The organism is Photorhabdus africana (genome assembly GCF_035181445.1).
In the GTDB taxonomy this organism is placed as follows: domain Bacteria; phylum Pseudomonadota; class Gammaproteobacteria; order Enterobacterales; family Enterobacteriaceae; genus Photorhabdus; species Photorhabdus laumondii.
This window is the reverse complement of the sequence record NZ_JAXBVE010000363.1, coordinates 1-202: the sequence shown is the minus strand read 5'-3', so window position 1 is coordinate 202 and position 202 is coordinate 1. Positions and strand designations below refer to the sequence as shown.

Sequence of the window (202 nt, the reverse complement as noted above, 5' to 3'; positions counted from 1 at the left end):
AAATTGTCGCTGTTTTTCTGCGTCGAATTTATGAGGGACGCCACCCGGTTTTTTATAAGAAAAACCCTGACGGTGTAGCCATTTATTCATGCCGGGAATGCTAAAGGTAATCTTCCAGAGCTGAGCAACATAGGCCACGATTTCATGGGTGTGATGGAAAAGATGTTGAGATAAGTGATTGATTAAAAAATCAGTTTGTTCT

At 40.6% G+C, this 202-nt stretch carries 1 protein-coding gene; it reads right to left on the bottom strand.

The window, feature by feature from the left end; genetic code table 11:
- Positions 1-202 (bottom strand): helix-turn-helix domain-containing protein (locus SLS51_RS24080; protein WP_323840954.1); only part of this gene is annotated, 202 nt, incomplete at both ends.